Source organism: Streptomyces sp. MAR4 CNX-425, from assembly GCF_048656465.1.
In the GTDB taxonomy this organism is placed as follows: domain Bacteria; phylum Actinomycetota; class Actinomycetes; order Streptomycetales; family Streptomycetaceae; genus Streptomyces.
Window position 1 is genome coordinate 36,766 of record NZ_JBMDLF010000018.1, and the last position, 24,248, is coordinate 61,013.

Annotated in this window: 25 protein-coding genes and 1 pseudogene; 15 read left to right on the top strand and 11 right to left on the bottom strand. The window is 74.9% G+C overall.

The features are described 5' to 3' along the window. The first annotated feature begins 37 nt into the window (after nt 1–37). From lxmK to ACHZ99_RS32305, 3 genes are all read left to right on the top strand, one after another. Nucleotides 38–1,156 (top strand): class V lanthionine synthetase subunit LxmK, encoded by a 1,119-nt coding sequence (gene lxmK, locus ACHZ99_RS32295; protein WP_420308390.1) that lies wholly within the window; start codon nt 38–40, stop codon nt 1,154–1,156. Nucleotide 1,157: 1 nt separating this feature from the next. After that, nucleotides 1,158–2,093, top strand: coding sequence for a T3SS effector HopA1 family protein (locus tag ACHZ99_RS32300; protein ID WP_420308391.1), 936 nt, complete (start codon nt 1,158–1,160; stop codon nt 2,091–2,093). Between the two features lie 138 nt (nt 2,094–2,231). Next, nucleotides 2,232–2,384, top strand: a complete 153-nt coding sequence (locus ACHZ99_RS32305) for a hypothetical protein (RefSeq protein WP_420308392.1) — start codon at nt 2,232–2,234, stop codon at nt 2,382–2,384. 147 nt (nt 2,385–2,531) lie between these two features. On the opposite strand, the gene ACHZ99_RS32310 is transcribed toward ACHZ99_RS32305, so the two are convergent. The 3 genes from ACHZ99_RS32310 to ACHZ99_RS32320 form a co-directional block, all read right to left on the bottom strand. Next, on the bottom strand, nt 2,532–3,785 hold the full coding sequence (locus ACHZ99_RS32310) for a PQQ-binding-like beta-propeller repeat protein (protein WP_420308393.1): 1,254 nt from the start codon (nt 3,783–3,785) through the stop codon (nt 2,532–2,534). 178 nt (nt 3,786–3,963) lie between these two features. Continuing rightward, nucleotides 3,964–4,653: a hypothetical protein gene (locus ACHZ99_RS32315; RefSeq protein ID WP_420308394.1), complete on the bottom strand. Its 690-nt coding sequence runs from the start codon at nt 4,651–4,653 to the stop codon at nt 3,964–3,966. A 77-nt stretch (nt 4,654–4,730) separates the two neighbouring features. Further along, nucleotides 4,731–5,834 carry a hypothetical protein gene (locus ACHZ99_RS32320; RefSeq protein ID WP_420308395.1) on the bottom strand — a complete coding sequence of 368 codons (1,104 nt, stop codon included), beginning with the start codon at nt 5,832–5,834 and terminating at the stop codon, nt 4,731–4,733. Nucleotides 5,835–5,992: 158 nt separating this feature from the next. Here ACHZ99_RS32320 and ACHZ99_RS32325 point away from each other — a divergent pair, with 158 nt between their 5' ends. Continuing rightward, nucleotides 5,993–6,406: a nuclear transport factor 2 family protein gene (locus ACHZ99_RS32325; protein WP_420308396.1), complete on the top strand. Its 414-nt coding sequence runs from the start codon at nt 5,993–5,995 to the stop codon at nt 6,404–6,406. A 53-nt stretch (nt 6,407–6,459) separates the two neighbouring features. On the opposite strand, the gene ACHZ99_RS32330 is transcribed toward ACHZ99_RS32325, so the two are convergent. Further along, entirely contained in the window at nt 6,460–7,260 is an 801-nt protein-coding gene (locus tag ACHZ99_RS32330; protein ID WP_420308397.1) for an SDR family NAD(P)-dependent oxidoreductase, read from the bottom strand. An 86-nt stretch (nt 7,261–7,346) separates the two neighbouring features. Here ACHZ99_RS32330 and ACHZ99_RS32335 point away from each other — a divergent pair, with 86 nt between their 5' ends. Next, nucleotides 7,347–8,198: a helix-turn-helix transcriptional regulator gene (locus ACHZ99_RS32335; RefSeq protein ID WP_420308398.1), complete on the top strand. Its 852-nt coding sequence runs from the start codon at nt 7,347–7,349 to the stop codon at nt 8,196–8,198. Nucleotides 8,199–8,209: 11 nt separating this feature from the next. On the opposite strand, the gene ACHZ99_RS32340 is transcribed toward ACHZ99_RS32335, so the two are convergent. Beyond that, the gene (locus ACHZ99_RS32340; RefSeq protein ID WP_420308399.1) at nt 8,210–8,758 is read right to left on the bottom strand and encodes a pyridoxamine 5'-phosphate oxidase family protein; all 549 of its coding nucleotides are present in this window, start codon (nt 8,756–8,758) and stop codon (nt 8,210–8,212) included. Nucleotides 8,759–8,954: 196 nt separating this feature from the next. Here ACHZ99_RS32340 and ACHZ99_RS32345 point away from each other — a divergent pair, with 196 nt between their 5' ends. From ACHZ99_RS32345 to ACHZ99_RS32365, 5 genes are all read left to right on the top strand, one after another. Beyond that, nucleotides 8,955–10,064 carry a hypothetical protein gene (locus ACHZ99_RS32345; RefSeq protein ID WP_420308400.1) on the top strand — a complete coding sequence of 370 codons (1,110 nt, stop codon included), beginning with the start codon at nt 8,955–8,957 and terminating at the stop codon, nt 10,062–10,064. Continuing rightward, nucleotides 10,058–11,236, top strand: a complete 1,179-nt coding sequence (locus ACHZ99_RS32350; RefSeq protein WP_420308419.1) for a toxic anion resistance protein — start codon at nt 10,058–10,060, stop codon at nt 11,234–11,236. Before ACHZ99_RS32345 ends, ACHZ99_RS32350 begins: the two co-directional genes overlap by 7 nt. Further along, nucleotides 11,233–12,846: a substrate-binding domain-containing protein gene (locus tag ACHZ99_RS32355; RefSeq protein ID WP_420308401.1), complete on the top strand. Its 1,614-nt coding sequence runs from the start codon at nt 11,233–11,235 to the stop codon at nt 12,844–12,846. Before ACHZ99_RS32350 ends, ACHZ99_RS32355 begins: the two co-directional genes overlap by 4 nt. Next, entirely contained in the window at nt 12,833–13,441 is a 609-nt protein-coding gene (locus ACHZ99_RS32360; protein WP_420308402.1) for a hypothetical protein, read from the top strand. Before ACHZ99_RS32355 ends, ACHZ99_RS32360 begins: the two co-directional genes overlap by 14 nt. A 91-nt stretch (nt 13,442–13,532) precedes the next feature. Continuing rightward, nucleotides 13,533–14,885, top strand: coding sequence for an NAD(P)/FAD-dependent oxidoreductase (locus tag ACHZ99_RS32365; RefSeq protein WP_420308403.1), 1,353 nt, complete (start codon nt 13,533–13,535; stop codon nt 14,883–14,885). 53 nt (nt 14,886–14,938) lie between these two features. Here the strand turns inward: ACHZ99_RS32365 and ACHZ99_RS32370 are convergent, their stop codons facing one another. From ACHZ99_RS32370 to ACHZ99_RS32395, 6 genes and pseudogenes are all read right to left on the bottom strand, one after another. Next, complete coding sequence (locus ACHZ99_RS32370) at nt 14,939–16,114, bottom strand: SpoIIE family protein phosphatase (RefSeq protein WP_420308420.1); 1,176 nt, start codon at nt 16,112–16,114, stop codon at nt 14,939–14,941. A 94-nt stretch (nt 16,115–16,208) separates the two neighbouring features. Beyond that, a complete protein-coding gene (locus tag ACHZ99_RS32375; protein WP_420308404.1) occupies nt 16,209–18,143 on the bottom strand; it encodes a tetratricopeptide repeat protein in 1,935 nt (644 codons plus the stop codon). Between the two features lie 115 nt (nt 18,144–18,258). After that, nucleotides 18,259–18,639: a PfkB family carbohydrate kinase gene (locus ACHZ99_RS32380; protein ID WP_420308405.1), complete on the bottom strand. Its 381-nt coding sequence runs from the start codon at nt 18,637–18,639 to the stop codon at nt 18,259–18,261. Nucleotides 18,640–18,733: 94 nt separating this feature from the next. After that, nucleotides 18,734–19,162: pseudogene (locus tag ACHZ99_RS32385) on the bottom strand (PfkB family carbohydrate kinase); the annotation flags it as partial. Between the two features lie 58 nt (nt 19,163–19,220). Further along, on the bottom strand, nt 19,221–19,433 hold the full coding sequence (locus ACHZ99_RS32390; RefSeq protein WP_420308406.1) for a hypothetical protein: 213 nt from the start codon (nt 19,431–19,433) through the stop codon (nt 19,221–19,223). Nucleotides 19,434–19,498: 65 nt separating this feature from the next. After that, a complete protein-coding gene (locus tag ACHZ99_RS32395; protein ID WP_420308407.1) occupies nt 19,499–19,699 on the bottom strand; it encodes a hypothetical protein in 201 nt (66 codons plus the stop codon). Here ACHZ99_RS32395 and ACHZ99_RS32400 point away from each other — a divergent pair. From ACHZ99_RS32400 to ACHZ99_RS32420, 5 genes are all read left to right on the top strand, one after another. Further along, entirely contained in the window at nt 19,688–19,822 is a 135-nt protein-coding gene (locus ACHZ99_RS32400; RefSeq protein WP_420308408.1) for a hypothetical protein, read from the top strand. The two genes, ACHZ99_RS32395 and ACHZ99_RS32400, sit on opposite strands and share 12 nt — an antisense overlap. An 82-nt stretch (nt 19,823–19,904) precedes the next feature. Further along, nucleotides 19,905–20,948, top strand: a complete 1,044-nt coding sequence (locus ACHZ99_RS32405) for a LacI family DNA-binding transcriptional regulator (RefSeq protein WP_420308409.1) — start codon at nt 19,905–19,907, stop codon at nt 20,946–20,948. A 149-nt stretch (nt 20,949–21,097) separates the two neighbouring features. Next, a complete protein-coding gene (locus ACHZ99_RS32410; RefSeq protein ID WP_420308410.1) occupies nt 21,098–22,336 on the top strand; it encodes a sugar ABC transporter substrate-binding protein in 1,239 nt (412 codons plus the stop codon). Between the two features lie 3 nt (nt 22,337–22,339). Further along, on the top strand, nt 22,340–23,332 hold the full coding sequence (locus ACHZ99_RS32415; RefSeq protein WP_420308411.1) for a carbohydrate ABC transporter permease: 993 nt from the start codon (nt 22,340–22,342) through the stop codon (nt 23,330–23,332). Then, nucleotides 23,329–24,201, top strand: a complete 873-nt coding sequence (locus ACHZ99_RS32420) for a carbohydrate ABC transporter permease (RefSeq protein WP_420308412.1) — start codon at nt 23,329–23,331, stop codon at nt 24,199–24,201. Before ACHZ99_RS32415 ends, ACHZ99_RS32420 begins: the two co-directional genes overlap by 4 nt. Nucleotides 24,202–24,248 lie beyond the last annotated feature (47 nt).

A 24,248-nucleotide genomic window follows, 5' to 3' on the forward strand; every position in this document is an offset into this window, starting at 1 on the left:
GGAATTCCACCAGGAAAGGCGAAGGTGATCCGCCCGCATGACCACCGTCGGCACGCTCGACCACGCCCGCGCTCTCCTGGACCGCCTCGGCCTCGGTGAACTGGACCCCGGCGACGGCGAATCCCCTCCCGGCCGCAACGACAACCACGCCGGTACGACCAGTACCGGGCACCGCGTCTTCGTCAAGCGCCTGCGGGGCGGCCGCCCCGAGGCCGTACGGCGGTTCGGGCGGCTGCGGCGCTTCGAGGAGACCGTCGCGGCCGGCGGACGCCCGCCGGGGCTGCCCACCCCGGCCTGCCTGGGCTGGGACGAGGACGCGCTCGTGGTCGCCTGGGAGTGGCTCGGCGGCGCCCGCTCGGGACACGACCTGGCGGCGGCGGGCGAGTTCGACGAGGACCTGGCCCGTACGGCGGGACACATGATCGGCACCCTCCACTCCCTCGCGCCCGAGCGGGACCCCGACCCGGCGGCGGACCAGGCGGCGGACCCGGCGGCCGACCCGCCGCGGCTCCCGCCGGTGGCCCTCTTCGACCACCTGCCGCTGGACTACTTCACCGAGGCCAGCGGCGCCTGCCTGGAGGGGTGGCGCATGCTCCAGCCGGACACCGGCCTCGCCGCCGCGCTCCGCGACCTCCGTGCCCGGGAGAGCCGCGCCCCGCGGACCCCGGCCCACTGCGACCTGCGGCTCGACCAGTTCCTCCGCTTCGAGGGCCGCCTCCACCTCTGCGACTGGGAGGAGTTCCGGCCGGCGGACCCGGCGCGCGACGTGGGCGCCTTCGCCGGCGAGTGGCTGTACCGGGCCGTGCTGGAGGTCCCGTCCCAGGAGGACGACGGCCCGGACGGGGACCCCGCCCGGGCCGGGTCCCGCCCGCTGTCCCATCAGGAGGTGGTCGCACGCGGCGTGCGGGAGCTGGCCCGGCTGCGCACCAGAACCGCCGCCTTCTGGGACGGCTACCGGCGTACGCGGCCCGCCGCGGACCCCGGACTCGCCGTCCGCGCGGCCGCGTTCGCCGGCTGGCACCTCATCGACCGCATGTTCGCCGCGGCCGAGACCCGCCCCGCGCTGACCGCCGTGGACCGCGCCGCCGCCGGCATCGGGCGGTCCGCCGTCCTGCACCCCGAGAAGTTCACCGCCGCGCTCGGCCTGGAGGCGTGAGATGGAGTCGACGCCGCACCTGTCGCCGGTCCTGGCCCGGGTGAGCGTGGCCGCGGGGCTGCGGCACGCCACCGTCGCCGGCCGCGACCTGCACGCGGACAACGCCCGGGAGCTGCACCGCCGGCTGGTCAACGCGCTCTACGAGACCTTCCACTCCGGCCACCGGCCCGGGGAGACGCCCGCCCCCCTCGTCCGCGACCGCGCCTTCGAGGCAGAGCTGAAGGCGGCCACCCCGCACACCACCACGCTCGCGGCCGCCCCACGGGCCGGCACCGGCGTCGTCCTGGTCGACGGCGTCCGGGTCCGCCTGCCGGACGCCCCGGCCTCCCCCGGCGAGCCCGTACGCCTCCCCGCCCACCGCCCCGCCCTCTCCCCCGGCTACTTCCTCGTCGACGGCTCCCGCGGGCGGGGGGCGGCCCGGCGTCCGGTGCTGCGGGTCTACGTGCACGTCGGCGACCCGGCGGAAGCGGTGCGGACCTGGCGTGCCGTCACGCGCGCGCTGGAGGACTCCGCCGTCCCGTACCGCGCCAAGGTGCTGTCGGCCCGCCCGCTCTACCCGCGCCGCGACGGCCTGGTGGTCTACCTGGGCCCGGCGGCCTGGCGGGCGGCACCCCTGATCGTCGCGGCGGCACCCCCCGCCCGTACCAACGGGCCCCACCCCCGCACCTCGGCCTTCGCCAGAGCCGTCGCCCCCGGGGTGGCCCTCGCCTGGGAGCCCGAGGACGACCGCCCCGGCTACCGCGGAATGAGCTTCGGCCAGCACCGCGCCACCGTCATCGCCGACGCGGTGCTGGCGCACGCACAGGAACGGAACCCGGAACGCACGCTGCACGAGCACGTATCGGAACAGGTACGCGCCGCGGGCATAGCGCCGGACGCGTATTACCGGAATCTCCATTCGCCGTTCCCGGCGGCCCTGGAGAACCTTGCGCGCTGACACATACGCGCCGCATACGTTCTTCCGGAACCCCCTGTCATCGGGAGAAGCATTCGTGCTTGACTGCCTGTGTCTGCGGGGGGATCCCTTTCTCCGGAAATGGATTTCCCCCATTCCTCGCTGAATTCAAGGAGTGCCATGAACGCGGCAGAACTGATCGAGGGCTACACCGCCTACGCCACCGCGGAGGACCTGTCCGTCTCCCAGGTCCCCGAGCCCGGCCACACCACCCAGATCACCACGCTGGACATGCCGCACACCACCCAGATCACCACGTACGCGGGCGAGTGACCCGGGGCCTTGCCCCCGGCCGCCCGCCCGGCACCCGCTGACCCCCGTCAGGCGGGTGCGCCAAGTACCGGCCCGGTGCCGCCCCCGGCACCGGGCCGGTGCGCGCGCGGCGGCCGGCGACGCCCGGACCGGCAACCGCGACCGCGTCTAGACGGGCAGGGCGTGCAGCTTCCTGCCGTGCAGGGCGTACACGTGCGTGCCGTCGGTGGCCACGAGCCACGCGTGGTAGTCACCGGTCCCGTCGTTGAACGTCCACCGCAGGGCACCGGTCCCGGCGTCGAACGCGTGCACGCCGCCCCGCCTGTCCAGGTCCGTCGCCCCGTAGAGGGTGCCGCCCGCGAGGACGAACTGCCGGGGAGCCGGGGCGTGCGCGTCCGCGAGGTCCCGGGACCGCCAGACCTCCCCGCCGGTCCGCGGGTCCAGGTGCCACAGCGTCTTGCCGCTGTCCGCGACGAAGAGCCCGTCCTCCAGGACGGCCGGCTCGCTGAAGCTGCTGAAGCGGTCGGTCTTCACGGACCACCGCGGGGCCCCGTCGGCGAGGGTGAAGGCCTGGAGTCTGTTCCCCTGCGGAACGATGACCAGATCCCCGTGAACGGCGAAGGCACCGTAGTTCGTCTTGCTGGTCTTCTGCGTCCACACCTGACCGCCGCTCGCGGTGTCGCGGACCGTGAGGTTCTGCTTGAAGTCGGTGTAGACGAGGTGGCGGCCCACGACGGCGGCGTGGATGCCGTTCTGCTCGGTGCCGAGGTCCCGTTGCTCCTTCCACACCACCCTGCCGGTGCTGCCGCTCAGCGCGGCGATCACGTTGGTGTGGGAGGAGCCGTCGGCCTCAAGGATCTCGGCGACGACGTACACCTGGTCCCCGTCCACCGCGATCGGCCTCGGCTGCCGGTACCCCTCGCCCAGACGGCTGCGCCAGGTCTGCTCGCCCGACGCCGGGTCGTACCCGCGGACCGAGCCGTCGTACGTGCCGCTGGCCAGGTACAGGGTGCCGTCGCCCAGCAGCAACGGCGCGCCCGGGACGGCACCGTCCGGCGGTGACCACTTCTGGTCGCCGGTCCGCGCGTCGCGGGCGGTGAGCGGATCGCCGGTGGCGATCACCACACCGGCCACGGCCACCAGTTCGTCGTTGTCCCCGTAGGTCTGCGCCGAGGTCGTCTTCGTCCACAGCGGCGCGACGGCCTGCCCGCCTTCGGTGGGGGCGCCGGACGCGTCCTCGGCCGGAGCGACGGACGAGCCGTCGGTGGCCTCCGGTGAACCGTCGCCGGGGGCGCCGGCCGTATCCTCGCGGCAGCCGCCCGCTCCCGCTCCCAGGGCCGTCAGCGCGAGGCCGCCGCCGGCCAGCCGCAGCATCCGCCGCCGCGAAGGTATGCCTCCCGGCGCGCTCTGGTTCTTCGGCATGCGCTATCCCCCGTCAAGTCGTGTGATCAGCAGAGTGAGCAGGCGGCATCCCCGAACGGGTGTCCGCTCCCGCGGTCGTGAGGCTAACCGCCGCCGGCCCGCCGCGCCCGTGCCGGAACCGGTCCGGGACGACGCCGTGAACCGATCGGAACGTTGATCGCCGCGGCCCGCCGCGGGCCTATTCCTTGTGGTCGTCCCACGACCTGCGGTACCAGCCCTTGAAGGACTCCAGCAGGGCCGCGAGCGCGGCGCCGGTCCGGGGGTCCGACCCGGGCGCGTGGAGCAGCACCGCCTCCGAGGAGGGCTTGTTCTCCAGGACCGTCCGGCCGCCCGCGCGCCACCGCACGCGCCGCGGGGCGCGGGGAAGGTCGCCGTTCTCGAACAGCGCGCCGATGAACAGAAACGGGATCAGGGGCGACAGCAGCCAGCAGACGCCCCACCAGAAGAGACGCCCCTGGTAGCCCACCGCCTCCGGGCCCCCGGGCTGCGACACCGTCCAGCGGGTGCGCAGCCCGCCGCCCCGGAACGCCTTGCGGCGCGTGATCGTGCCGATGACCTGCCCGTGCGGGTCCAGCACGTCGTACGTCGCACGGCCCTTCTGCGCCGACCGCGTGACGAGCCGCGCCACCTGCCGGCCGCGGTGCTCGTCGGCCCACAGCACGATGGCGCGGGCACCGGTCTTCCGCGCCGCGCGGTACGCGGGCACGCCGCCGGGCGGGAGTTCGCGCTCCACGTACGCGAGGACCCGGGTCTCCGGCACCCCGTCGCCCGCGAGGTGGACGGTGTCCCGGAGCGGCTGGGGGGAGGCGGTGGCCTGCCCGTTCCTGCGCGCCGTTCCCAGCAGGCGGGGTGTGAGGCTGACGGTCATGGGTGCACATTCCTCTGGGATGGTCTCGGCCGGCCGTACGGGGCCGGTGGCGGTCCTGCGCACGCGCTCGCGGCGGCTCAGGGCATGGGGGCGGGGCTGCGGGAGGTGAGTGCGCCGAGGACCTGGCCGGTGGCCTGCTCGTCGACGGCCAGGAAGACCTGCCGGTCGCCGTCCCGGCACTCGATGATGTGGCACTTCTTCGGCCCGCCGGCGGGGTCCTCGGCGCGGGGCGCGCGCACCCGCAGCGGAATCAGCGTGGGCGGCAGGAAGGCGCGGGGGCCGGGGAGCGGCTTCGGGTACTTGCCGCGCCCCGCCGGGCGGCCACCGGGGACGGAGGCCAGCACCCCGGGTGCGGCTACGAGATGGGTGTGGCCCCGCAGCGCGTACGGGACGTCGCCGAGGACCTTTCCCGGCACGACGACCTCGCCGTACGGCACCTGGGGCGGCACAGGGATCGCCGGGCTCGGCCGCCTCTCCCGCCGGCGCTGCACGGCGGCGCGGGGCAGGGCGACGGCGAGGATGACGGCACCGGCGGCGGCGCTGCCGGCCAGGGCCGACGTGAGCGAGTCGGTGACGTACATGGAGATGACGAGGCTCGCCACCCCGAAGAGCACACAGGACGCCACGGGGATGCTGACGCGCCAGTCGTTGCGGACCGGAGGCCGGCCCGCGAAGCGCCGGACGTGCCGGTAGGCGGAGAGCAGGCAGGCCCCGACGGACAGCAGGGCGAGTCCGCCGCCGTACGGCAGGCGGTAGGCCAGCGCCGGATGGTCCTCGGTGCGCTGCCGCAGCTCCCCGAACGCCACCTCGCGCACGCCCCCGCGCCAGTAGGTGGCGGCGGCCGTGTCACCGGGGTCGACGGCCTCGTAGACGTCGCCGCCGCCGAAGCCCCCCTCCTTCATCTTCACCCACTGCGGCGCCCGGCCGCCGCGGGTGAGCTGGAGGTGGTAACTGCCGGGCCTGCCGGAGCGGTACTCCTTGTCCGTGACGGTGACGGGCCCCTGCCATCGGCACTCCGGCTCCGGCTGCGGGGCAGGACAGCGCGGGGCGGCGTCGTAGTCGCGGCCCTCCTGCACGGCGCCGGGCAGGAGGAGGGCGAGGATCCCGGCACCGGCGAGCAGGACCACCCCGCCGATGCCGCCGACCAGCGCCGGCCTTCTCCGTTGCGTGACGGCTGACAACGTGATCTCCCCCGAGGTTGTGCGGTCGTCATCGCGATTTTTGCATGAACATGTAGCGGTGAGGCAAGGGAGGGCCCCCGGGGCGGGCCTGGGGCGCGGGGATCTGCCGGCGGCAGAACGGCTTGGTGCGCCGCCCCACGGGCCCGCAGGCTGGGCGTATGCCGTACGACGACCACGCCGGCCACGCCGCAACCCTCCGCGCCGCCGAACGCCGCCTCCAGGCCGCCCAGCTCGCCTCCGACGTCGGCGCCCTGGACGAGTTGCTCGCCGACGACGTCCTGTTCACCGGCCCGGACGGCAGCCTCTCCACGAAGGCCGACGACCTGCGCGCCCACGAGACCGGCCACCAGGTGCTCACCGCCCTCAAGGAGGAGGACCTCCGGGTACGGGCCACCCCGCACGCCGGCGTCACCTGGTTCCTCGGCGCGCTGGAGGGCTCGGTCGGCGGGCGGCCGTTGACCGCGCGGATGCGCTACACCCGGACCTGGCTCCGCGACGGCGGGGACTGGCGGGTCATCGCCGCGCAGGCGACCTTCGCCGGCGCCGGGATGCCCGCCCCCGGCGACGGCTGAGCGCCGGGCCACCCCTCACCGTCAGCGCCCCACGGCGTCACCGCGCCACCGGGTCACGCCCCCGCGCCGCCGTCCACCGGCACGATCGCGCCGGTCACGAACGACGCCCGGTCGCTGAGCAGCCACGCGGCCGCCTCGGCGACCTCCCGGGGCTCGGCCATGCGGCCGAGCGGCGTCGACGCGCTGATGCGCTCGACGACGCCGGGGGTCGCCTCCTCCCACCTGTCGATCATCTCCGTGGCGGTGCCGCCGGGCGTGATGCCGTTGACCCGGATGCCCGCGCCCGCCCAGCTCACCGCCGCGGTCTCGGTGAGGCTGTTGAGCGCGCGCTTCATGGCGCCGTAGGCGGGGAGGGCGGGGTTGGCGCGGCGGCTGCCGACGCTGGAGGTGTTGACGATCGCGCCGCCGCCGGTTCGCCGCATGAGGGCGGCCTCGGCGTTCATGGCGGTCCAGTGCGCGCGGAAGTTCACCGCGAACTGCACGTCGATGTCCTCGTCGCTCGTCGTGTCGAGCGGGCCGGGCCGCTGGACCGCCGCGCCGTTGTTGAACGCGCCGTCGAGGCGGCCGTGCAGCTCCCCGGCGCGGTCGACGGCGGCGCGGACGCTCGCCGGGTCGGCGAGGTCCACCGGGACGGCGTCGGCGACGCCTCCGTCCGCGCGGATACCGGAAACGATGCGGTCGAGCGCGTCGGTGCCGCGGGCGGCGAGCACGACGGCGGCGCCCTCGGCGGCGAAGAGCCGGGCCGCGGCCTCGCCGATGCCGCGGCTGGCGCCGGTGACGAACACGGCCTTGCCGGTGAGCAGGCCGAGGGGGGTGGCGGGGGCGCTGGTGGTGGTGTCGGTGTCGTACGTCATGACCGCAGTGTCGGGCCGCGCCGGCGGCCGGAGACAGGCACAACCGGTACCAGGATCCGTCCCCGTGCGGCGGGCAGACTGGGCGTATGGACAAGAAGGACCTCGGGTCGTTCCTCCGCAGCCGCCGGGAGCGGCTCCGGCCGGCGGACGTCGGGCTCCCCTCGGGGGCGCGGCGCCGGACGCCGGGGCTGCGCCGGGAGGAGGTGGCGGTCCTCGCGCACATCTCCACCGAGTACTACGTCCGGCTGGAGCAGGGCAGGGCGCCGCGGCCGTCGGGCGAGGTCCTCGCGGGGATCGCGGGCGCGCTGCGGCTCACGGACGCCGAGTCCGACCACCTCCACCTCCTCGCGGGCACGGCGCCGAGCCGCAGCGGGCTGCACCGCCGCGACGTCCGCCCGAGCATCCTGGCGCTCCTGGAGCGGCTGCCGCAGACGGCCGCGTTCGTGCTCTCCGCGGCGTACGAGGTGCTGGCGTGGAACGACCTCGCGGCCACGCTCATGGCGGACTTCGGGGCGCTCACCCCCGAGGAGCGCAACCTCGCGCGCTGGGCGTTCCTCGGGCCCTGGGACGCCGAGGCGGCGCGGTACGACGCCTTTGAGCTCGCGGAGTTCCGGCTGCACGTCGTCCCGGGGCTGCGGTCGGCCCTCGCCCGCTATCCGGCCGATCCGGCGGTACGGGGGCTCGTCGGCGAACTCCGCGACGGCAGCGCGGAGTTCGCCCGGCTGTGGGAGCGGCACGACGTGCAGGCGCGGCCGACGCTCACGAAGACGATCCGGCACCCGGCGGTCGGGGAGCTGACCGTGGACTGCGACGAGCTCACCCTCACGGACCGCGACCAGCACCTCGTGCTCTACTCCGCGCCGGCGGGCTCGCCGGGCGCGGAGGCGCTGGCGCTGCTGAACGTACTCGGCGGCCAGGCGGGCGCCTACCCGCGATAGCGGCGGGGCCGCTAGAAGGTGTAGCGGGTGTGGCTGAACACCTGGCCGTCGTGCCCGAAGCCGTACGCCGTGCCGGGGGCCACCGCGAACAGCAGGTCGGCGCCGGTGCGGATGCTGTCGCCGAAGCCGTGGAAGACCCCTTCCGGCGACGTGAGGTGGTCCCCGTACTGCGCCTCGAACGCGGCGATGACCTGGTCCTGCCGCGCCGGGTCCGTCACCCGCTCCGCCGTGCCCTCGACGACGACGTCGAGTCCGCCGGCGAGCGAGCTGTCCCCGGTGGTGAGGGCGCAGTGGGCGTTGGCGGCGAGGTTCTTCGCCTTCTGTTCCGCCGCCCCGGTGCTGAAGTGCAGCGCGCCGTCGTACCAGGCGGCGATCAGCGGCGTGACGTGCAGCCGGCCGTCCGGGCGGACGGTGGTGATCCAGAAGACCTCGGCGTCCTCCAGCCGGCGCCGGGTCTCGGCCCAGTCGGTCGCGGTGACGTCCGCGGCGCCCGGGCGCGGGTTGAGCGCGGCGCTGTAGCGGGCGTCCAGTTCGGTCACGGGCTGCTGCGGCTGCGGCATGGCGGGGTCCTTTCTCGTTCTGTCCCGCAGGGTTCTGTCACGCAGGCTACGCAGCGGGTACGACATCGGGGCCGCGGGCGCGCGGCGCGGGCGCGTCACGCGCGCGTGGGGCGCGCAGCGCAGCTGAGACGGGCCGGCAACCCGCCGTTCACCCGGGGCGGGCGGAATCGCTGACTCCGGAGGGCATCGTGCCCCCGTGAGACGAATTCTGGGAGTCGTCCTGGCCGTCCTGCTGATCGGCGGCGTCGCCGCCGCCGTGGTGGCGGGCCGCGGCACGGGGGACGAGGAGGAGGGCGCCCGCGCGGCAACGACGACCGTGCGCGGAGTGATCGGCTCGGAGAAGGCCGCGTTCTTCGAGGATCCCGACGTGGTGGAGGCCCTGGCGGACCACGGCCTCACCGTGCGCGTGGAGACCGCCGGCTCGTGGAGCATGCGGGAGCTGCCGCTGAAGGAGTACGACTTCGCCTTCCCGTCCAGCTCGTCGGCGGCCGAGGAGCTGGGCCGCTGGACGAAGGTGCGCGGCGGGCTGATCCGGCCGTTCTACTCCCCGCTGGTCGTGGTCGCCCACCAGGCCGCCGCGGAAGTCCTCGCCGACAACGGCCTGGCCACGCTGAGCGGGCCGGACCGGACCACCGGCACGCTGCGGATGGCGGAGTACCTGCGCGCCGCGCGCCGGGACACGACGTGGCAGCAACTGGAGGGCACGGCCGGACGGCAGGAGCTGACCGGCACGCTGTTCGTCTCCACCACCGACCCGCTCAGCTCCAACTCCGGCGCCCTGTACCTGGCCGCGGCCTCGTTCGTCGCCAACGGCGGCACGGTGGTGGCCGGCCCGGCGGGCCTGGACCGCACCGAGGGGCTGCTGCGCAAGCTGACCCGGGTTCAGGGGGCGCAGCAGCCCAGCTCCGAGGGCCCGTTCCGGGACTTCGTCAGCGGCGTCGGCAACCCGCTCGTGCTCGTCTACGAGCAGCAGGTCGCCGGCCTGCTGCTGGCGAAGTACGACCCGGGCGACCTGACCGTCCTCTACCCGGACACCACCGTCTCCAGCGACCACACCGTCGTTCCCGTCACCGAGGAGGGCCGCCGGCTCGGCGAACTCCTGCGCACCGACGACCGGCTGCGCACGCTCGCCGTCCGGCACGGCTTCCGCCCGCAGGGCGCCGCCGCCGAGTTCACCGCGGCCACCGCCCCGCACACCGACCACCTCAACCAGAAGCTGACCGGCATCCGGCAGGCCCCCGTCCCGACGGCCGAGGTGCTGCGCAAGATGGCGACCCGGGCCCGCGGTGAGGAGCGTAGATCGTGACCGACGACCAGACCTTCACCCTCACCCCGCCCGAGCCGGTCGAGCCGATCGCGCCGGAGCGGGCCGCGGGCCTCGTCCCGCTGGCGGAGTCCGTACGGGAGGAGCTGGCGCGCCGCGCCGACGACTACCTCGCCGGGCTCGCCGGCCTCGACGTCCGCTCGCCGGAGTTCGCCGAGCGCGTCGGCGAGGTCGCCGCCCTGGGCGCGGGGGAGATCCGCGCCGCCGCCCAGTCCTCGAACCGGATGCTGGACCGCACCCTGCGCTCCCTGCCGGGCCGGGGCGGCGACGCCCGGTCGCGGGTGTCGTCGTCGCTGGTGGAGCTGCGCCGTACGGTCGACGACCTCGACCCGCGCGACACGCCCGGCAGGGGCGCCCGCCGGCTGCTGTCCCGGCTGCCCGGCGGCAACCGGCTGCGCGACCACGTCGCCCGCTACGCCTCCGCCCAGGGCACCTTGCAGCACATCGTCTCGGCCCTGCGCGGCGGCCAGGACGAGCTGCGCCGCGACAACGCGGCGCTGCACACCGAGCGCACCCGGCTCTGGGAGACCATGGGCAAGCTCCAGGAGGCCGCGGTGCTGACGGAGGCCCTGGACACGGCGGTCGAGCAGCGCGTCGCCACCGCGGAGGCCACCGATCCGGCGCGGGCCGACACGCTGCGCGCGGACCTCCTCTTCCCGGTCCGGCAGAAGCACCAGGACCTGCTGACCCAGCTGGCGGTGTGCGCCCAGGGCTACCTGGCGATGGATGTGGTCCGCCGCGGCAACGACGAGCTGATCAAGGGCGTCGACCGGGCCGCGACCACCACCGTCTCGGCGCTGCGCATCGCGGTGACGCTGGCCGCCGCGCTGGACAGCCAGCGGAAGGTGACCGAGCAGGTGAACGCGCTGCGCGGGACGACGGAGGAGCTGATCCGCGGCAACGCGGAGATGCTGGCCACGCAGAGCGGCGAGATCCAGCGGATCGCGGCGGATCCGGCGGTGGGGGCGGAGACGCTGCGCGGGGCGTTCCAGCAGATCTACCGGACGCTGGACGCGATCGACGCGTACAAGGCGCAGGCGACGGAGTCGATGGCGGCGACCGTGCGGTCGCTGACGGAGGAGTTGCAGGCGGCGAACGCGCACCTGGAGCGCACCCGCGGCCGCGGTGAGCCGGAGGGCGGTGGGCCGGCGTGAACCGCCGCGCATTCGGCGCGGCCCTGGCGGCGGCCGCGGTGCTGCCGGCGGCGGCCTGCACGGGGGACGACGGGGACGGGGACGGCGGCGCCCGGCGGGACGGGCCCGCGGACCCCGGCGCGCCGCTGCGCGTCCTGGCCGCCAGCGAACTCGCCGACATGGAGCCCGTGCTGGAGGCCGCCCGCCGGGCCACCGGCATCGGCGTCGACGTCACCTACAGCGGCACCCTCGACGCCGTCGAGGCCGTCGCGTCGGGCCGCGCGGACGGGACGTACGACGCCGTCTGGCCCGCGTCGGCCGGCCAGCTGCGGCTGCGTCCCGCCGCGGGCGGCAAGGTGGTGTCGCAGACGCCGGTGATGACCTCGCCGGTCGCGTTCGGGGTCGGCGCGCGGGCCGCGGACCGGCTCGGCTGGACGGACCCGGAGCGGGTCACCTGGGCGCGGATCCAGCGGGCGGTGGCCGCGGGGCGGCTGACGTACGGGATGACCGACCCGCTGCGCTCCCACTCCGGCTACTCCGCGCTCATCGCCGTCGCCTCCGCCCTGTCGGACGCCCAGTCGGCGCTGACCGGCGCGGACGTGCGGCGGGCCACGCCGGGGCTGGCGGAGTTCTTCACCGGCCAGTCGCTGACCTCGGGCTCCTCCGGCTGGCTGGCCGACGCCTACCTGCACCGCGGCGACACGGTCGACGCGCTGGTCAACTACGAGTCCGTGCTGCTGTCGCTCAACCGCGACCATGACGCGGGCCTCACCGTGATCCGCCCCCGCGACGGGGTGGTCACCGCCGACTACCCGCTGGCCGCGCTGACCTCCGCCGGCCCCGGCCGCCGGGACGCCGTCCGCGCCCTGACCCGCTACCTGCTGAGCGAGCCCGCCCAGCGCCTGATCACCGAACGCACCCTGCGCCGCCCGGTGTCCCCGGCGGTCGGCCCCGCGCCCGCGCTGCCCGCGAGCAAGCGGCGCGAACTGCCGTACCCGGGCAGCCGGTCGGTGTCCGACGCGCTGCTGGCGTCGTACGAGCACAAGCTGCGCCGCCCGGCGCGCACCGTGTACGTGCTCGACACCTCCGGCTCCATGGCGGGCGGCCGGCTCGCGGCGCTGAAGGCGGCCCTGACGGAGCTGACCGGCACCGCGTCGTCGCCCGCGGGGCGCCGGTTCCGGGACCGGGAGGAGGTGACGCTGATGCCGTTCGGCTCGGCGGTGAAGAGCACCCGCACCCACGTCGTACGCCCCGGCCGGCCGGACGCCGCGCTCGCCGCGATCCGCGCCGACGTCGACGCGCTGGCGGCGCACGGCGACACCGCGATCTTCAGCAGCCTGCGGGCCGCGTACGGGCACCTGGCGCGGGCGGCCGGCGACGGCCCGTACCTCACCACGATCGTCCTGATGACGGACGGCGAGAACACCACCGGCGCCGACGCGCCGGCCTTCCGCCGCTTCTACACCGCGCTGCCGCGCGACCAGCGGGCCACGCCCGTGTTCCCCATCGTCTTCGGCGACTCCGACCGCGACGAGCTGGCGGGCATCGCGGACCTCACCGGGGGCCGCCTCTTCGACGCGTCCAAGGGCCCGCTCGACGCGGCCTTCGAGGAGATCCGTGGCTATCAGTGACCGGCTCCTGGCCTACCTGGGCTCGAAGAAGAACCTGGCCGGGGCGACCGCCGGACTCGGCGGCCTGGCGCTGACCTTCACCGGCGCGGCCGGCCCGTACTGGCCGGCGGTGGTGGCGGGCCTGTACGGCGCGGGCGCGCTGCTCGCGCCGCCGGAGCGGGTCGCCCCGCCGGCGTTCCCGGACCCGGCGACGCAGCTGGGCGAGCTGCGCCGGGACTTCACCGCGCTCACCGCCTACGCCGCGGAGACCGCCCTGCCGCCGGAGGCCGCCGGGCGGATGCGGGCCCTGACCGCCACCCTGGACGCCCTGCTCGACCCCCGCTGGTCGGCGGACGCCCTCCCCCGCCACCCCGAGGCCCTGCACGCCCTGGCCCGCATGATCCGCCGCGACCTCCCGGAGTCCGTCGACGCGTACGCGCGCGCCCGCTGGTGGTCCCGCCTGTCCCCGGGCGCCGACGCGCCGGAGTCCCACCTGGACCGGCAGCTGACGCTGCTGCTGAAGGAGGCGAAGGGCCTGGCGGCGGCCCTGCACGCGGAGGAGGACGGCCGCCAGCGCTCCCACTCCCGCTACCTGGAGGACCGCCCGGGCCCCTGACGGGCGACCGGGCTGCGGTCCGATGCGGTGAACGCGCCGTCACGTCCGGGTACGCTCTCTCGTCTCCCCGAGGGAAGGGCCGGAGGCAGTCATGCGCGAGATTGTGATCGTCGGCGGGGGTTACGCGGGCTTCTACACCGCCTGGCGGCTGGAGAGGAAACTGCGCAAGGGCGAGGCGCGGGTCACGATCGTCGACCCCCGCCCCTACATGACGTACCAGCCGTTCCTGCCCGAGGTGACGGCCGGATCGATCGAGGCGCGGCACGCGGCCGTGTCGCTGCGGCGGCACCTGCGGCGCAGCCGGGTGATCGCCGGGACGGTGACGGAGATCCGGCACGCGGAGCGCACGGTGACCGTCCGGCCGGAGCAGGGCGAGGACTATCCGCTCTCCTACGACGTGCTGGTGGTCACCGCCGGCGCGGTGACCCGCACCTTCCCCATCCCGGGGGTGGCCGAGCACGCGATCGGCCTGAAGCACGTGGAGGAGGCCGTCGCCATCCGCGACCGGCTGCTGACCGCGTTCGACCAGGCCGCGTCGCTGCCCGCGGGCCCGCGGCGGCGGGCGCTGCTGACCGTCACCTTCGTCGGCGGCGGGTTCTCCGGCGTCGAGGGCTTCGGGGAGCTGTTGTCGCTGGCCCACGCGCTGCTCAAGTCCTACCCGGAGCTGAGCGCCGACGACCTGTCGTTCCACCTGGTCGAGGCCCGCGACCGGATCCTGCCCGAGGTGACGGACAAGCCCGGCGCCTGGGTGGTGCGCTCCCTGACGGAACGCGGCGCGCGGGTGCACCTGAACACGCAGGTCGAGTCCGCCGAGGGCGGGCACGTGGTGCTGTCCGACGGCGAGGAGTTCGACTCGGCGCTGATCGTGTGGACCACCGGCAACGCCTCCAACCCGGTCGTGCACAACCGCACCGACCTGCCGGTCGACGAGCGCGGGCTGCTCATCACCCGCCCCGACCTGCGGGTGGGCACGGACAGCGAGATCGTCGAGAACGTGTGGGCGGCCGGCGACGACGCGGCCATCCCCGACCTGGCCGCGGACGCGCCGGGCGCACTGACGATCCCCAACGCCCAGCACGCCGTCCGGCAGGGCAAGCAGCTGGCCAGGAACATCCTGGCCGCGCTGCGGGGCCGCCGGATCCGCCCGTACCGCCACGACAGCCTCGGGACGGTGGCGACCCTGGGGATCGGGCGGGGCATCTTCCAGTACAAGCGCGTCGTGATCAAGGGGTTCCCGGCCTGGCTGATGCACCGCGGCTACCACGTCCTGGCCGTCCCCACCTGGGAGCGCAAGATCCGCGTCCTCGCCGTGTGGAGCACCGCCGCCCTCTTCGGCCGCGACATCGTCTCCCTCCAGTCCGTCCAGCACCCCCGCGACGCCTTCGTCACCGGCTCCGACCCCGAACGCGCCCGCACCCACCCGGAGACCCCCCACACGCCCTAGGCGGCCTGCCGCCGGTCCCTTGCAAGCGCGGCGGGCGTTGCGCGCCGGGCCTGCTACGCGCCCGCGCCGGCGTGCTGCCGCCCGGCGGCCGGGCCGTGCCAGTCCAGGCAGACGACGGTGGCGTCGTCGTCCATGCGGTCCCGGCAGGCGTCGGCGACCGCGGAGGTCAGGTCGCGTACGACTTCGCGCGGGTGGCCGGCCGCGGTCTCCCGGACCAGGCCGGGCAGGTCGACGTGCTCGGCCCGGCGCTCCTGCATGCCGTCGGTGTAGAGCACCAGGCGGTCCCCCGGGCGCAGGTCGAGGTCCTGCACGCGGTACGCGCCCTGGTAGGTGACTCCGAGAGGCATGTCGACGGCGAGCGGCACCTCGGCGACGCGCCCGTCGCGGAGCCGCAGCGGCCAGGGGTGCCCGGCGTTGACCAGCCGCGCGCCGCCGCCGTCGAGCGCGACGCGCAGCATCAGGCCGGTGCCGAAGGCGTGGCGGGCGTGGTCGAGGAGGGCCCGGTGGGTCCGGCGGGCCTGCTCGGCCAGGTCGGCGCCGGCGCGGCGGGCTCCGCGCGAGGCGTTGACCAGCAGGGTGGCCGTCAGGGCGGCCTCGGTGTCGTGGCCCATGGCGTCGGTGACCGACAGGTGCAGGCTGTGGCGGTCGAGGGTGAAGTCGTAGGTGTCGCCGGCGACGCTGTCGGCCGGGACGAGCGCGGCCGCCAGGGCGAACTCGGCCGCCTCGCAGGAGGAGGCGGACGGCAGCAGCTCGCGCTGGATCTCCGCGGCCAGGCTGACCGACGTGGTCCGCCGGCTCCACTGGTACAGGTCGGTGAAGCGGCGGTCGGTGACGACGATGTACGCCAGCGCGTGCGCGGCCTCCTCCACCCGCTCCAGGACCTCCGCGCGGACGTCGGGGAGATACAGCTCCAGAATGCCGATGGTGTCGCCGCGGTTGCTGACCGGGGCCAGCACCCGCCGCAGCGGGCCGTCCCCGGGGGCCGCGGTGAGCTCCTGGGTGCGCAGAACCTCGTCGTAGTCGCTGCCGGCCAGCGGGAACTGCTCGATCTGCCCGCCCCGGGAGGCCGCCTCCTCACCGACCCGCACCAGCCGCCGGCCGACGATGTCCACGAACAGGAACGACACGTCCCGCGCGCCGAACCGGTCCCGCAGCTCGTCGGCCACGACGTTGAGGGAGGCCATCGGCGCGGCGTCCGCCGCCGCGGCCAGCACCTCGGCCAGCCCCATCCGTCTCACCTCCGCAGCTGCGTCCATTCTCGTACCTCGGGTGACCCGACGCACTCGGGGCACGCACACCGGCCGCCGCGCCGTACGGCCCCGCTCAGGGGGTCAGGCGGGCGGCGACGGCGCGTCTGCCGTCCCGCAGCCAGGACGTGTCCGGCAGGATCTCCAGGCCCTCGTCGTAGCAGGCCAGCGCCTCCTGAAGACGTCCGAGCGCCGCCAGGGCGGCGCCCTTTTTGCCCCACGCCGTGGCCCGCCAGTGGTCGTCGGCGTCCGCCGCCGCGACGGCGCGGTCGTAGCAGGCCAGTTCGTCTTCGCCGGGGCCGTCCAGCCTGCCGTGGAGCAGGCCCCGGTGCACCAGCAGCTCGGCCGTGTCCCCGGCCAGGCGCAGTGCCTTCTCGCAGCAGTCCCGGGCCTCCTCGTAGCGTTCGAGCCGGTAGGCCGCGAGCGTGAGGTTGCACCAGATGTTCGGGTCGTCCGGGCGGAGGTCGTCCGCCCGGCGCAGGACGTCGAGGGCCTCGGCGGGGCGCGACAGGAGCAGCAGCGTGTTGCCCTTGTTGGCGAGCGCGTCGACCGAGCGGGGTTCGACGGCCAGGGCACGGTCGAGGTCCGCCAGGGCCTCGGCGTGCCGGTACTGCCGGCCCCGCAGCAGGGCCCGGATCACCAGGATGTTCGGGTCCCGGGGCCGCAGCTCGACGGCGCGTGAGGCCGCCTCCTCGGCGTCCTCGTAGCGGCCCAGGCCCGTCAGCGCGTTGGCCTTGCTCCCCCACACGTTGCCGATGTCGGGCCGCAGCTCCAGGGCGCGGTCGTAGGACGCGAGGGCGTCCTCGTGGCGCTGCTGGGAGAGGAGCTGGTTGCCGCGGTTCAGCCAGGCGCTCGGCTCGTCCGGGTTCAGCTCGACGGCGCGGTCGTACGCGGCCAGCGCGTCCTGTGCGCTGCGCAGCCTGCCCAGGGCCATGCCGCGCACCTGCCACAGCTTGCCGTGGACGACGTCGCCGTCGCCGTCCCGCCCGGCCGTCCGCAGGCCGTGGGCCGCCTCTTCCAGCGCTTCGTCGAAGCGGCCCAGGTGGACGAGGCCCACCGCGCGGGAGACGTACTCCTCGGCGGTCAGGACCGGTGACTCGGGCGGCGGAGGCGCGGGACGGCCGAGCACCTGCCGGTGCGCCCCGTCGAGCAGGTCGCGTACGGCCGCGAAGTCCGGCGGGCGGTTCTCCCGGTCCGGTTCGGTGCACGCGCGGATCAGCCGGTGGAGCCGGGTGCGGCGGGCGCGCCAGCCGGTGGCGCGGTCGACGTACGCCCTCGCCCGCCCGCCGCCGGGCGGCAGCTCGCCGGTGACCATCTGGAAGAGCACCACGCCGAACGCGTAGACGTCGGCGCGGGTGTCGAGCGGGGCGCCGGGGACGTACTGCTCGGGCGCCATGTAGTGCGGCGTGCCGGCCACCGACGTGTGCGGCGCCCCCGTGCCGGGCGGCGGTTCGCCGGGGGCGGCGGGGGGACCGGCGTCGCCGGTGTCGAAGGCGCGGGCCAGCCCGAAGTCGGTCACGCGCAGCGTGAGGTCGCCGGTCAGCAGGCAGTTCGCCGGTTTGACGTCGCGGTGCACCAGGCCCAGCTGGTCGTGGGCGTGGCGCAGGCCGTCGCACAGGTGCCGGGCGAACCGCAGGGCGCCGGCGGGCGGGAGCGGCCCGGCCGCCAGCAGGCCGGCCAGGTCGCCGCCCTCGGCGTACTCGGTGACGACACAGGGCAGCCCCTCGATCCACTCCACGTGCTCGGCGGGCGCGACGTGCGGGTGCGGGCGCAGCCGTACCCAGGTCAGCGCCTCGCGCTCGAAGCGGGCCCGGTCCGCGTCGCTCCACAGCAGCCGGGTGTCGTAGGTCTTGAGCACCTTGCGCCCGCCGGTGTCGCTGGAGCGGACCACGTAGACCACGCCGAACCCGCCGCGGCGCACGTCCAGCACCGTCCAGTGGCCGATGTGCCGCTGGCTGGCCAGCCGCTGGCCGACCCGGAAGTTCTCCCGCCCCGGCTGATCCCGGTCCATGGCCTCCACCCCTGCGACGAGAGTCTGTTCCTATGCGCCGGATCTTAAGCGGAGGTGGCTCTCCGGGACGCCCGTGCGCCCCCGGCGTGAACAGCGCCCGTCGCCAACGCGCCGGTCACGCGGACCGGTTGAAGAGCGCGTCGGCGTCGTCCCGGCGCGGCAACGACGGCTGCGCGCCGCTGCGGGTCGTGGCGAGGGCCGCCGCCGCGCAGGCCCGGCGGGCGGCGTCGGGCAGGGGGCGGCCCTCGGCCAGGGCGACCGCGAGGGCGGCGCAGAACGCGTCGCCAGCGGCCGTGGTGCCCACCGGCCGTACCGGGAAGACGGGGATGTGCATCAGCGTGGGGCCGTCCAGGACGAGCGCCCCCTCCGCGCCCAGGTTGACGACCACCGCGCCCGTACGGGCGAGCTTCCGGGCCGCCGACGCGACCTCGTCCAGCGACCCGGGTACGGGCGTGCCGGCGAGGGCGCCCAGTTCCGTACGGTTGGGGACGAGCACGTCGGCGCCGGGCGGCGAAGACGGCGCCGGGGGTGGCCGGGGCCGGGTTGTAGACGACCGTGCCGGAGGCGGCCAGTCGGGCCGCGGCGTGATTGGCCGCGTCGGGCACCTCCTGTTGCAGAAGGACGACGGCGGCCGGGGCCGGCACGGCCGCGGCGGCTTCGCAGCCGGCCGCCGTGACGCGGGCGTTGGCGCCGGGGCTGACCACGATGGCGTTCTCACCGGCCCGGTCCACGGTGATCAGGGCGCGGCCGGTCCGCGCTCCCGGCGTGGGTGTGACGTGGCCGGTACCGACGCCCTCCCGCCGGGCCGCGTCCAGCAGGATCCGCGCCGCCTCGTCCGCTCCGACCCGGCCGACGAGGGCGGCCTCGCCGCCCAGCCGGGCGGCGGCCGTCGCCTGGTTGGCGCCCTTGCCGCCCGGGTAGTGGGAGGTGTCGCCGCCGAGGACCGTCTCGCCGGGGACGGGGTGCCGGGGCACCCGGGTCACGGCGTCGAGGTTGAGGCTGCCGACGACGGCGATCACGAGCCGCTCACCGCCTCTCCCGGTGGGCCTGCGGCCGGGCGGCGGGTGCGTGGCGGGGTCACCGGCGGGCCCACCTCTCGTTCCGGGGCAGCGATGTCCAGGCGCGGGTCATCGCCCGGACCTCGGCGGCGCGTTCGGCGGAGACCAGGGGCGGGAGGCGGAGGATGCCGTCCAGCACCGCCGCGGTCTCCTCCCGGCCCGCCCGGGGGACGGCGTACCGGTGCCGGCCGGCCGGGTCCGGCGGCCGGTGGTTCGTCCCGTCGGCGGCCACGGTGACCCGGCCCGGTTCGCTCCAGCCGATCAGGCGGGTGTGCGGGTACGCGGCCGCGTAGACGGTCAGCGGGTCCCAGCTCGGCCGGCCCGGGCGTGCACGTAGTCGCGGCGGTCCGGCTCGTCGAGGATGCCGCCGCGCACGCCGACGGGGAAGTCGAGGCCGTAGACGTGGCGGAACACCGAGGCGCAGCGCACGCCCCACTCGCTGTCCGCGTTGACGCCGAACCCGACGAGGTCGACGGCGCCTTCGGTGTGCAGGTTCATCGCGACCGCCGGCGCGCCGACGTCGTCGACACCGTCCCGCCCAGCACCACCGCCGAGGTGTGGCTGCCCGGCAGCGGCACGGCCGAGCGGGCCGGCCCCGGCACCCACCGGTTCCGGGGTTGATTCCGCTCGGGGCCACCGGGCGGCTGCGCTATCCTGAATGCGCTTCCATCCGACCAGTCCGCGGGCCGAGGATAGAGACTCCATGGGCAGTCCCACCGTGTACGACGTCGCCGAGCATGTCGGCGTGTCCATCGCGACGGTGTCACGTGTGTACCGCAGCCCGGACACCGTGCGTGCGGAGACCCGGGAGAAGGTCCTGTCCGCCGCCCGGGAGCTGGGGTACGTGCCGAGTGCGAGCGCGCGGGGGCTGGCCAGCCGGGTCACCGGGGTGCTCGGGCTGTGCTTTCCCGACTTCGCCGAGCCCGCCGCCGACGACTCCGCCGGCCCCCCGGACGCGGAGCTGAGCCTGTACGGCGACGAGGTGATCCGGGGCATGGAGCGGGCCGCCCGGCGGCGCGGCTACGCCCTGCTGATCTCGGCCTCGGCCGCCGACCGGGCCGGGGAGTCGATGGCGGAGATCGCCGGCCGCGTCGACGGGCTGGCGCTGCTCGCCCAGCAGTGGCCCGCCGCGGAGCTGGACATCGTCGCGCGCCGGCTGCCCCTCGTGGTGCTGGCCGGGCAGCGGCACGCCGGGCTCGACCGGGTCGAGGTGGCCAACTTCGACGGCCAGCTGACCCTCACCCGCCACCTGCTCACCGATCACGGGCTCGACCGGCTCGCCTTCCTCGGCGGGCCCGAGGACTCCCCGGACGCGCAGGCCAGGTTCCGCGGGTTCCAGGCGGCGCTGCTGGAAGCGGGGCTGGAGCTGCCGGAGCAGCCGGACACGCGGGGAGACCTGACGCTGGCCGCGGGGCGCAAGGCGGTGGCGGAGCTGCTGGACCGGGACGGGCCGCGCCCGCGGGGCCTGGTGTGCGCCAACGACCAGATGGCCGCGGGCGCTCTGCAGGCGCTGGCCGAGCGGTCGATCGCCGTGCCGGGGGACATGGTGGTCACGGGTTTCGACGGGATCCCGCTGAGCGGGGCGGTCAGCCCGTCGCTCACCACGGTCCGGCAGCCGATGGGCCGCCTGGGCGAGGAGGCGGTGGAGGTGCTGCTGGCCAGGCTGGCGGACCGCGGGCTGCCCGCCGTGTCCCGCACCCTGCCCACGGTCCTGGTCCGCCGGGCGAGCTGCGGCTGCCCCGCCTGAGAGCCGGACGGCACATGCGACGGGGCGTCCACCGGATTCCCGCTCCGTTATTGAAGCGTTACTGAGTCGACCCTTGCGGCACACCACGCGCGTCCCGCAGGGTCATGTATGCGCTTACAAACCCGCGTGTGCACGTGATAGGAGCCCTCATGGCCCGCAGAGTCCGGATCGCCACCGCCCTCGCCGTCGTCTCAGCGCTCGGACTGGCCGCTTGCGGCGACGGCGGGGGCGGCGAGGTGGGCGCCGACGCCGAGCAGACCCTCACCGTCTGGGCCATGGGGGAGGAGGGTGCCCGCATCGAGAGCGTGGCGGAGAAGTTCAACGAGAAGCACCCGAACGTCGAGATCAAGGTGACCCCCATCGGCTGGGACGTCGCCCACCAGAAGCTGGTCTCCGCCGCGGCCGCGGGCAAGCTGCCGGACATGGCGCAGCTCGGCTCCACCTGGATGGGCGAGTTCATCGAGCTCGGCGTCCTCGAACCGGTCGACACCGGCGTCTTCTCCGCCGGCGACTTCTTCCCCGCCGCCTGGGAGGGCAACGAGCGGGACGGCGAGGTCTACGGCGTCCCGTGGTACGTCGACACCCGGGCGCTGTACTACCGCACCGACCTGGCCGCCCAGGCCGGCGTCGACGAGGCGCCCGAGACCTGGGCCGACCAGCTCGCCCTCGCCGAGGCGTACCAGGAGCTGGACGGCACCAAGTGGGCCTTCTCGCTCCCGGCCGGCGGCGACGGCGCCTGGCAGAACTGGATGCCGTACTTCTTCTCCGCGGGCGGCTCGCTGCTGGACGGCGACGGCAACCTCGCCCTCGACTCCCCCGAGGCCGTCGAGTCCTTCACCGAATACCAGAAGTACTTCGACAAGGGCCTGGCCAAGAGCACCGCCGCCGCCCCCGGCTACGACGTGATCAAGGACTTCGGGGCGGACCGGGTGCCGATGTTCGCCTCCGGCCCGTGGATGGTCCGGAACATCGCGGACCAGGCCCCGCACCTGAAGGGCAAGTGGGACGTCGTACCGCTGCCGGCCGGCGACAAGCCCGCCTCCATCGTCGGCGGCGCCTCCCTCGTCACCTTCAGCGACAGCGCGCACAAGGCGGCGGCGCAGGAGTTCACCGCGTTCCTCACGGACGCCGAGACCCAGGCCGACTGGTATGAGATGGCGAAGTCGCTGCCGGCCAACCTGGCCGCCTGGGACGAGCCGGCGCTCCGGAACGCCGACGTGGAGGTCTTCCAGAAGTCCCTGGACACCGCCGGCACGATTCCGCCGCTGGCGCGCTGGGAGGAGATCGCCCACGAGATCGACGTCACCCTGGAGGAGCTGGGCAAGGGCGGCGACCCCGCCGAACTGGCCCGGGAGCTCCAGGAGAAGACCGAGGACATGGCGGGCTGAGCCATGACCTCCTCCACCGTCGAACCCGGCGTCGCCGGCCGGCGGGCGCCCCGGGCGGGCGGCCCGGCCGGAGCCGGCGGCAAGCCGCCGCCCCGGGCGGCCCTGCGCCGCGACCGGCTGTCCCGGCACAACCTCTCCGGCTGGCTGTTCTCCACCCCGTTCCTGGCGTTCTTCTTCACCTTCATGGCGTTCCCGATCGTCGCCACGCTCCTGATGAGCTTCACCGACTTCGGGCTCCGCAACGTCACCGACCCGCTGTCGGTCAGCTTCACCGGCCTGGACAACTACAGCAAGCTGTTCGGCGACGAGCAGTTCCGGCAGGCGCTTTTCAACACCGGCTACTTCGTCGTCCTCGGCGTGCCGCTCACCATCGGCGGCGGGCTCGTGGCCGCGGTGCTGCTGAACTCCGGCATCGACCGGCTGCGCACCTTCTTCCGGGTCGGCTTCTACGCCCCGGTGGTCACCGCCATCGTCGCGGTCGCCGTCGTCTGGCGCTTCGTGCTCGACCCGACCGAGGGCCTGATCGCCGGGCTGGCGGCCCAGGTGGGGCTGACCGCCCCGGACTTCCTGGCGTCCGAGACCCTCGCCATGCCCTCGCTGATCGTGATGGCCGTCTGGCGCAACATGGGCACCGCGATGGTGCTCTTCCTCGCCGGGCTCCAGTCCGTCCCGGCGGAAGTGCGCGAGGCCGCGCGGATCGACGGGGCGGGGGCCTTCCAGGAGTTCCGCCGGATCACGCTGCCGCTGCTGCGGCCCACCATGCTCTACGTGGCCGTCATGACCAGCATCGGCTTCCTCAACGTCTTCGAGGAGCCGTTCGTGATGACCGACGGCGGCCCCTCGGACAGCACCCTGACCGTCTCGCTGTACATGTACCGCGAAGGGTTCAACTTCTTCCACATGGGCTACGCCAGCGCGATGGCGTACACGCTGTTCGTGATCATTCTCGCCGTCACGCTGCTCCAGCTGAGGCTGCTGAAGGACAAGACGAAATGAGCGCCACGACCGCACCGCACCGCGGCTACGCGAAGCGCGACGCCCGGATCCGGCGGCGCAGGGCCGCGACCTACGTGCTCCTCGGCCTCGGACTGCTGGCCATGGCGGCACCGTTCCTGTGGATGGCCCTGTCCGCGTTCAAGACGGAGGAGGAGCTGTCCGCCAGCCCGCCCCGGTGGATCCCCCGGGAGTGGACGCTCGACAACTTCCGCACGCTGCTGGACCTGCTGGACGCGCCGCTCTACTTCTTCAACTCGACCGTGGTCGCGGTCGCCGTGACCCTGTGCAACCTGCTGTTCTGCTCGATGCTCGGGTACGCGCTGGCCAAACTGAACTTCGCCGGCAAGAAGCTGGTGTTCGGCGTCGTGATGGCCGCCCTGATGGTGCCCGGCAACCTCATGCTCATGCCGAAGTTCGTGATGATGAGCAAGCTGGGCCTCATCGACACCTACGCGGCGCTGATCCTGCCGTTCGCCGCCGGAGCCTTCGGCGTCTTCCTGATGCGGCAGTTCATGTCGAGCATCCCCGACGAACTGCTGGAGGCCGCCCGGGTAGACGGCGCCCGCGAGTGGTACATCTTCTGGCGCATCGTGATCCCGCAGGTCAAGCCGGCGCTCGCGACCCTGTCGATCTTCGTGTTCCTGGGCTCGTGGAACAACTTCCTGTGGCCGCTGGTCGCGACGAACGACGCCGACAAGTACACGCTGCCCGTGGCGCTCGCCACCTTCGCCACCGACCCCACCAAGGCCGACGGCTCCAACGGCGTGCTCATGGCCGGGGCCTTCCTGGTGGTGCTGCCGGTGCTCGTCGTCTTCATCCTGCTGCAGAGGTTCTTCACCCAGAGCATCGCCACGGCGGGCCTGAAGTAGCCGCCGCCCCCCGGACCGTACGGGACCGCGGGCACCCTGACACCCCG

Coding starts and splice junctions, on each gene's coding strand:
- lxmK (WP_420308390.1), top strand. CDS start 38: ATGACCACCGTCGGCACGCTCGACCACGCCCGCGCTCTCCTGGACCGC.
- ACHZ99_RS32300 (WP_420308391.1), top strand. CDS start 1,158: ATGGAGTCGACGCCGCACCTGTCGCCGGTCCTGGCCCGGGTGAGCGTG.
- ACHZ99_RS32305 (WP_420308392.1), top strand. CDS start 2,232: ATGAACGCGGCAGAACTGATCGAGGGCTACACCGCCTACGCCACCGCG.
- ACHZ99_RS32310 (WP_420308393.1), bottom strand. CDS start 3,785: ATGCCGAAGAACCAGAGCGCGCCGGGAGGCATACCTTCGCGGCGGCGG.
- ACHZ99_RS32315 (WP_420308394.1), bottom strand. CDS start 4,653: ATGACCGTCAGCCTCACACCCCGCCTGCTGGGAACGGCGCGCAGGAAC.
- ACHZ99_RS32325 (WP_420308396.1), top strand. CDS start 5,993: ATGCCGTACGACGACCACGCCGGCCACGCCGCAACCCTCCGCGCCGCC.
- ACHZ99_RS32330 (WP_420308397.1), bottom strand. CDS start 7,260: ATGACGTACGACACCGACACCACCACCAGCGCCCCCGCCACCCCCCTC.
- ACHZ99_RS32335 (WP_420308398.1), top strand. CDS start 7,347: ATGGACAAGAAGGACCTCGGGTCGTTCCTCCGCAGCCGCCGGGAGCGG.
- ACHZ99_RS32340 (WP_420308399.1), bottom strand. CDS start 8,758: ATGCCGCAGCCGCAGCAGCCCGTGACCGAACTGGACGCCCGCTACAGC.
- ACHZ99_RS32365 (WP_420308403.1), top strand. CDS start 13,533: ATGCGCGAGATTGTGATCGTCGGCGGGGGTTACGCGGGCTTCTACACC.
- ACHZ99_RS32370 (WP_420308420.1), bottom strand. CDS start 16,114: ATGGGGCTGGCCGAGGTGCTGGCCGCGGCGGCGGACGCCGCGCCGATG.
- ACHZ99_RS32375 (WP_420308404.1), bottom strand. CDS start 18,143: ATGGACCGGGATCAGCCGGGGCGGGAGAACTTCCGGGTCGGCCAGCGG.
- ACHZ99_RS32395 (WP_420308407.1), bottom strand. CDS start 19,699: ATGAACCTGCACACCGAAGGCGCCGTCGACCTCGTCGGGTTCGGCGTC.
- ACHZ99_RS32405 (WP_420308409.1), top strand. CDS start 19,905: ATGGGCAGTCCCACCGTGTACGACGTCGCCGAGCATGTCGGCGTGTCC.
- ACHZ99_RS32410 (WP_420308410.1), top strand. CDS start 21,098: ATGGCCCGCAGAGTCCGGATCGCCACCGCCCTCGCCGTCGTCTCAGCG.
- ACHZ99_RS32415 (WP_420308411.1), top strand. CDS start 22,340: ATGACCTCCTCCACCGTCGAACCCGGCGTCGCCGGCCGGCGGGCGCCC.
- ACHZ99_RS32420 (WP_420308412.1), top strand. CDS start 23,329: ATGAGCGCCACGACCGCACCGCACCGCGGCTACGCGAAGCGCGACGCC.